Raw genomic sequence first — 7,017 nt, forward strand, 5'->3', positions numbered from 1 at the left:
TGTCAGGCGTTGCGTAGATACCAGTCGAAATCGACATCGCTGATTTCGGCAAAGAAGCGGTCGCATTCGACTTCCTTGATGGTCAGGAAGATATCGACGAATTTTTCACCGAGTCTTTCGCGCAGGAAGTCGGAGCGGCGCGCGACTTCGAGTGCCTTCCACCAATTCATCGGAAGCGTCGCTTTGCGTCGCGCGTATCCATCGCCGACGATCGGCTCACTGGGTTGCAGCTTCCTGTCGATTCCTTCCTCGATTCCCGCCAGTACGGCCGCCAGCGCGACATAGGGATTGGCGTCGGCGCCGCAGACGCGATGTTCGAGATGGCGTGTCTCGGCGGGCCCCGAGGTTACGCGGAGCGGCACCGAGCGATTGTCGATCGCCCAGGCCGGTGACAGCGGCGCATAGGAATTGCGGCGGAAGCGCCGGAAGGAATTCGCGTTTGGTGCAAATAGTGCCATGGCATCGGCCATGGTCGCTTCGAGGCCGCCGATTGCGTGGCGCAGCAGCGGCGTCAGCGCCGGATCATTGCCTGCAAAAAGATTCGGGTTGCTGTCGTCGGCGAGCGAGATGTGAACATGCATGCCGCTGCCCGATGTTTCGGCATAGGGCTTTGCCATGAAGGTGGCGATGTAGCCGTGACGATCGGCGACGCCCTTGACGAGGCGCTTGTAGAGGATTGCGTCGTCGGCGGCGCGCAAGGCATCGTCGCGATGAGCCAGCACGATCTCGAACTGACCGGGTGCATATTCCGAAATCAGGGTGCGTGCCGGCAGCCCCATCTTCCTCGCGCCGGCGAAGATTTCGTCGAGCAACGGCGCGAAATCCTCCACGTCCTGCATCAGATAGGCCTGCAGATGTGCGGGCGCAAATCCGTTGGGCGCGGCCGCCGGCTTCGGCTTTCCCGCCTGCGCCGCTGCCCGGTCGACCAGATAGAACTCCAGTTCGATCGCGACGACGGGCTTCAGACCCTTGCCCTCCAGCGAGGCGACGGCCCGGGCGAGTGCGTGGCGCGGGTCCGCCGGTGTCGGCGCGCCATCGCGCTCATAGGAGGCGAGGATCAGTTGCGCCGTCGGCGTCGCGTGCCAGGGTGCGTGGGTCAATGTTCCCGGGACCGGAAAGCAGGGGCGGTCGCTGTCGCCTTCTTCCCAGACGAGGCCGGTTTCGAGGACGTCCGCGCCCAGCATGTCGAGCGACTGGATCGAGCAGGGGAGAGGGCGGCCGTCGCGATAGGCGGTCAGAATCTCCTCCGGCCGCAAAACCTTGCCGCGCGCGATCCCCGAAGGATCGGTCAGGAAGGCCTGAATCTGAACGACCTCCGGATGGGCAGCCAGAAAATCGACCGCCTCCCTTTCATTGGCGCGGGTCATGCCGCGATCTCCTTTTCGCCGCAAAGCAGGGACAGGGCCGCATCGAAATGCGTCACCAGCCTGTCGACATCGGCTTTTGTCGTCGACGGCGCGACGAGCGTCATGTTGTGGAAGGGCGTCACCAGTACATCGCGGTTCAGCAGGTAGAGATGGATGGCGCGTTCGACCGTGTGGTCGATGGCCGCCGCTGCCTCGGCACCGTTGCGGAGCGGGCGGGGGCTGAAGACAAGTTCGGCACGGGCACCGAGTTGCGTCACCGTCCATGGCAGGGTCCGACGCGTGACAGCGGTCCGAAGGCCGTCCGCAAGTCCTGTTGCCAGTTCGGTCATATGCGCATATGTCGCCTCCGTCATGACCTCGGCGAGGCAGGCGCGCATGGCGGCCAGCGCCAGCATGTTGCCGGAAAGCGTTGTGCCGATACCCGAATAGCCAGGTACTTTCGTCTCGAGCACGCGACGCATGTCGGCCTCGACCTCCGCCGTGAAGCCGAAAACGGCGGCAGGAAGGCCGCCTGCCACCGGCTTGCCAAGTACGAAGAAATCGGGGCAGAGATCATGCGCGCGGGTGAAGCCGCCCGGGCCGGCGGAGATCGTGTGCGTCTCATCGAGGCAGATCAGCGTGCCGTGGCGATGTGCGGCCGCGATCAGGCCTTCGATGAAGCCGGGTTCCGGCAACACCATCGCCGTATTGGTCAAGGCCGGCTCGGTCAGGATCAGCGCAATGTCGCCGACCGCCAGCATGCGCTCGACGGCGTCGAGGTCGTTGAAGGTCGCGGCGACACTCGTGCGTGCCACATCGTTTACCTGTCCGAGCAGGCTAGCCTTCATGGCCGTCCGGTCGCCCTCAAGTCTCACGAAGGCGTCCTCGACCTGGCCGTGATAGCAGCCATCGAAAACAAGAACTTTCGGACGTCCCGTCAGGGCGCGGGCCCAGCGGACAACGGCACGGTTGGCATCGCTTGCCGTCGCCGTCACCTGCCAGAAAGGCAGCCCGAAACGCGCTGCGAGCAGGCTGCCGACCTCGGCTGTCAGGTCGGATGGCAACATTGCGGTCAGGCCAAGCCGGGCCTGTTTGGCGATCGCGCGGGCGACTGGTTCCGGCGAATGACCGAACATGGCGCCCGTATCGCCCAGACAGAAATCGGCATGGCGATGGCCGTCCACATCCGTGACAGTGGAGCCGGCGGCCTCTCGGACAAAGATCGGGAAGGGTGTTTCCCAATCGAGCATCCAGTGCAGGGGAACGCCGCCCGGGAAGTGAGTCCCCGCATTTGCGGCCATTTGCCGGGAAGCCGGATGCCGTTCGACAAAGCGTGCACGTTCAACCGCAATCAATGCTGCCGCGCGCGCCTTGATCTCCGACGGCATGGTCATGGGAAGAGCTCCTGATGAAAAACGCAGCGCAAGGTAATTGCCTCTCTACACGGCGGCAAGCGGCGTGTCGCGGGTGCCGCATGCATCGTCGGTATCCGGATCAGCCCGGACGGTGCGTTTTAGGGTGGACGTGCTCCGGTGAGTGATGCAGACAAACAAGGTGTCAGACAAAAGAGGCAGAAAACCGCTGTTTTGCAGATACGCAGGAGAATGAGTCTCCGGGAGGGACTGTATGAGGTCCGTTGATCGGATAGTCGCGATATGGAAGGACGGCTTTCGCAAACGTCTGCGCCGGCGGGTCAGCTGGGGCGGTTCGGAACGACAGGCGCGCCTCCGTTTGCGACGACGCCTCGAAGACCTGGGGGCATTCGACTCCGTTTGGTATCTCGGTTTCTATCAGGATGTCGCCGATCACGGTCTCGATCCATTTGAACACTACATGAAGTCGGGTTGGCGCGAGCAGCGGAAGCCGACACCCTGGTTCTCTCTCAGCTACTTTCGTACCCTGCGGCCCGACTACACCGATACCGAAAGCCCATTGTCGCTTGTTGCCGGCATGGACGACGAAGACGCAGCCGGTCTGTTGTGCGTGTTGCAGTCCGGTCATGGGCGGACGCTCGATCGCAATCGTGTATTGCTGAACGATGGCGTGTGTCTGACCGGATATTTCAGGTCGGAGATCGGGCTCGGACAGGCGGCACGCAATCTTGCCTATGCGAGCGAGGCGGCGTCCATTCCAGCGACATTTCTCGATATTCATCTGCCGGGACGTGCGTCGGATGCGACTTTTTCCGACAGGTGCGGCATCCGCATGGATCGCTTCGTGCAGATTCTTGTTCTACCGGCTTTCTGGCTTTCGCGGCATGAAGAGCGGCTGAGTTCCGCTGGAGTCAATATACTCTACCCGTTCTGGGAACTTGGCCGGCTTCCGGATCAGTGTCTTTCTTCCATCGAGAAGTTCGACGAGATCTGGGCGCCGTCACGGTTCGTGCAGGAAGCGTTCCGCGCGGCGACCGGCCGGCCGGTCGCGCTGTTGCCGCAGCCTGTTCGCATCCCGGCGGATGTGGCGATGTCTGGATCTGCCGACCGGCCGTTCACGGTTTTGACCTATCTCGATTTCGATTCCTTCAGGGCACGGAAGAATCCCGAGGCCGTTGTGGCGGCTTTCCAGCTTGCCTTCCCGCCGTCGCGACAGGATGTCCGCCTGGTCATCAAGGTGCGTGGGGGCGGAAATGAGGATGGGCGTGAGTGGCTTGCCGGGATTGCGGCAGCGGACAGGCGTGTCGTTCCGATCGACAAGACGTTTGATCGAGCAGCGATGGATCGTCTGATCTTCGACTGCGATGTCTTTGTTTCCCTGCACCGCTCGGAAGGGTTCGGATTCGGGCCGGCAGAGGCCATGGCGGCCGGCAAGCCCGTCGTTGCCACCGACTATTCCGGCAGTACGGATTTCGTGACGGCATCGACCGGGTATCCGGTGGCCTATGATCTCGTGCCGGTCGCCGAAGGGCACTACGTGGACTGGCAGGATCAGGTCTGGGCGGAGCCGCGGATCGACGATGCGGCCCGCTTGCTGCGCGCAATCGAGGCGGACCGGGATGCGGCGCATGCCAAGGCCCTGCGTGGCCGGCAACTCATGATCGACCGCTTTTCGCCCCAGGCTGTCGGCACGACGATGCGGCAAATGCTTCAGGCGCGCGGACTTCTCGCCGAAATGAACGTGCCGATCAATTGAGACGCGGCGGCATTGCGGCCAGCAGCGGTCCGCCGTCAAACGAGACATGAGGGTGACGGTGCCCCCGGCAGGATTCGAACCCGCGACCCCCTGATTACAAATCAGGTGCTCTACCAACTGAGCTACAAGGGCGACCGTGCGCGCAAGATAGTGGTGCCGCGGCCCGGCGGCAAGCGGCGCCTCGGTGGCCCGCCCGACTTGGTATGTATCTGTTCCCGGAATTGGACCCTGCAAAGGGACTGCACCGCGCCCAAGTATGACCCGGCTTTTCAATCGAATGGAGGTGGCCATGGGCGGAACCGAAACGGTGGTGCTGGATGTGCGAACAGGCGAGCGCGGCAGCGTTGCCGAATGGGTGCAGGTTTTCGACGAGGTATGGGAAGCGCCGCGGGGACGGTTGGAGCGTCTTCTCGCGCTTCTTAGCGAAGATATCGTGCTCAAAGCGCCGACGCGACCGCCCGTTTCGCGTGGCAAGGCTGCGGGCCGTAGAGCTTTCCAGCGCGCCTTCGAGGCTTTTCCCGATCTCACGGCGAAATCGAAGCGCTGGGCAGCATCGGGCGACGTACTGTTCATCGAACTCACATTCACGGCGACGGTAGGCGGTATGCCGCTATCGTGGGACAGCGTGGATCGTTTCCTTTTCAAGGACGGGCAGGCCGTTGAACGCATTGCTTTCTTTCAGGATTCAGGCGTGGTTTTGCGGCGCGCGCGGCGAAGTCTGGGGGGCTGGATGCAATTGCTGCGTCTCGCTGCGGGCCGATAGGTTCCGGAGAAAGCCATGAAGCTCTTGTCGGGTCCGTTGAGCATGTTCGGCGCCAAGGCGCAGATCGCCGTTGCCGAGAAGGGCATCGACTGCGAGATCGAGATGGTGTCTTTCACCCTCAAGGATCGGTACTCGCCGCTTCATCCCGATGTGCTGCGCGTAAATCCGAAAAAGCAGGTCCCGGTGCTGATCGACGGGCCGGTCGAGATTTTCGATTCGACGCAGATATTCGAATACCTCGAAGACAAGTTTCCGAAGCCGGCACTGTGGCCGTCGGGCGTTGAGGCGCGCGCCATTGCGCGGCTGATGGAACTGAAGTCCGACGAGGTTTTCTTTCCGTCCTTTGCCGTTCTGCTGCAGGCGCTTGGCGATACACAGGAACCGGAAACGCAATCGGCCCTGGCGAAGATCACCGCCTACTATCGGGAAATGGACGCCTTGCTGGCGGATCGTGACTACATTGCCGGCGACTACACCTATGCCGACATCGCCTTCATCTGCGCCAGCTTCTTCACCGCGTTCATGGGAGGCGCGCCAGATCCGGAATTGCTGCATCTCACGGCGTGGCGCAAGCGGATGATGGCACGGCCGGCCGTGGCGCCGGTCATTCATGCGCTCGCAGAATATTTGACTGAAAATGGACTGAGGGCGCCGTCGATTTAGCCGGGATGGCGAGTGTCATGTGGTGCGGCGGAACAGTTCATAAAGGGCGACAGCGGCGGCGTTGGAGACATTGAGGCTCTTCATCTGTCCGGCTGCGGGCAGGCGGGCAAGCAGATCACAATGCTCTCGTGTCAGGCGGCGGAGGCCCGCTCCTTCGGCGCCAAGCACCAGTGCGACGCGGGGCGAGAGCTCAAGGTCGGGCAGGGAAGCTTCGCCATCGCCGTCGAGGCCGATCACCTCGAAGCCCAGCTCCTTCAATTCGTCAATGGCGCGAACGAGGTTGGTGACGCGGGCAATACGAACCTGCTCGAGGCCGCCCGATGCGGCCTTGGCCAGCGCGCCGCCAAAAGGCGGACTGTTGCGATCGGTCGTAATGAGGGCGGTGGCGCCGAATACGGCTGCGGACCGGAGAATCGCCCCGAAATTGTGTGGATCGGTGACCTGATCGAGCACGACGACATGCTTGGCATCCTCGCAGACCTCGGCGACGTCGCGGTCGGGCAGGGGGGAGGTTCGCAACGCAATGCCCTGATGGACCGCGCCCGGCGGGAGCAGGGCGGCGATCTCATCATTACCCATAATGTCTGGCGAGACGGTAAGGTCTTTGCCCAGGTCGGCGCCCTGCCGCGCCAGTTCGGCTTCGGCGTTTCGGGTCAGGCACAGGCGTTCGGCTGCGCGTGCGGGATTGCGCAGGGCAGCCAGAACTGCATGAAAACCATATAGATAGCTGTCGTCTCCCGGGCGAGTTCCCTTGCCTCCGGGTTGCCCGCGGCCATGTTTTTGTGCGCGGGGGCCATGCGAAGACGCTCCGGTGGGGCGGGTATGGGAGGATTGCTTGCGTCTACTCATGGCCGCGCTTATATTTCGGCTCTCGGGCTCATGCAATCGCCCCCAGACAGTACGCCTTGCCGGACGAAACGGCCCAAGGCGCGCTGCGGGGGTGTTCACGCTTTCGGGACCGGGATTTTAGTTGACACAGCGGCGGCAAACCTGAATAAAGCCGCGCGTGTCCCACGAGGCCGCAAGATCAGTCACATCCGCGAACTTATTGGGATTTCACAACATTTGACATCGGACACGGAGGGGTGCCCGAGTGGCTAAAGGGGACGGACTGTA

General features: G+C 62.7%; 6 protein-coding genes and 1 tRNA gene. 3 read left to right on the top strand and 4 right to left on the bottom strand.

Features of this window, described 5'->3' with window-relative positions; translation table 11 throughout:
* Positions 1 to 2: 2 nt before the first annotated feature.
* Positions 3 to 1,367 (bottom strand): glutamine synthetase family protein, encoded by a 1,365-nt coding sequence (locus AAC071_RS12770; protein WP_339833060.1) that lies wholly within the window; start codon positions 1,365 to 1,367, stop codon positions 3 to 5.
* Positions 1,364 to 2,740, bottom strand: coding sequence for an aspartate aminotransferase family protein (locus AAC071_RS12775; protein ID WP_339833061.1), 1,377 nt, complete (start codon positions 2,738 to 2,740; stop codon positions 1,364 to 1,366). The genes AAC071_RS12770 and AAC071_RS12775 overlap by 4 nt, the downstream gene beginning before the upstream one ends.
* A 232-nt stretch (positions 2,741 to 2,972) precedes the next feature.
* On the opposite strand from AAC071_RS12775, the gene AAC071_RS12780 reads away from it, so the two are divergent.
* On the top strand, positions 2,973 to 4,475 hold the full coding sequence (locus tag AAC071_RS12780; RefSeq protein ID WP_339833062.1) for a glycosyltransferase family 4 protein: 1,503 nt from the start codon (positions 2,973 to 2,975) through the stop codon (positions 4,473 to 4,475).
* Between the two features lie 59 nt (positions 4,476 to 4,534).
* Here the strand turns inward: AAC071_RS12780 and AAC071_RS12785 are convergent.
* Positions 4,535 to 4,607, bottom strand: a tRNA-Thr gene (locus AAC071_RS12785).
* Positions 4,608 to 4,764: 157 nt separating this feature from the next.
* Between AAC071_RS12785 and AAC071_RS12790 the strand changes: the two genes are divergently transcribed.
* Together AAC071_RS12790 and AAC071_RS12795 are read left to right on the top strand one after the other, a co-directional pair.
* Positions 4,765 to 5,238 carry a nuclear transport factor 2 family protein gene (locus AAC071_RS12790; protein WP_339833064.1) on the top strand — a complete coding sequence of 158 codons (474 nt, stop codon included), beginning with the start codon at positions 4,765 to 4,767 and terminating at the stop codon, positions 5,236 to 5,238.
* Positions 5,239 to 5,253: 15 nt separating this feature from the next.
* Positions 5,254 to 5,901 (top strand): glutathione S-transferase family protein, encoded by a 648-nt coding sequence (locus AAC071_RS12795; RefSeq protein ID WP_339833065.1) that lies wholly within the window; start codon positions 5,254 to 5,256, stop codon positions 5,899 to 5,901.
* A gap of 15 nt (positions 5,902 to 5,916) precedes the next feature.
* Here AAC071_RS12795 and rlmB read toward each other — a convergent pair whose 3' ends face one another.
* Entirely contained in the window at positions 5,917 to 6,750 is an 834-nt protein-coding gene (gene rlmB / locus AAC071_RS12800) for a 23S rRNA (guanosine(2251)-2'-O)-methyltransferase RlmB (protein ID WP_339833067.1), read from the bottom strand.
* Positions 6,751 to 7,017 lie beyond the last annotated feature (267 nt).

It is taken from the genome of uncultured Parvibaculum sp., from assembly GCF_963975745.1.
Classification (GTDB): domain Bacteria; phylum Pseudomonadota; class Alphaproteobacteria; order Parvibaculales; family Parvibaculaceae; genus Parvibaculum.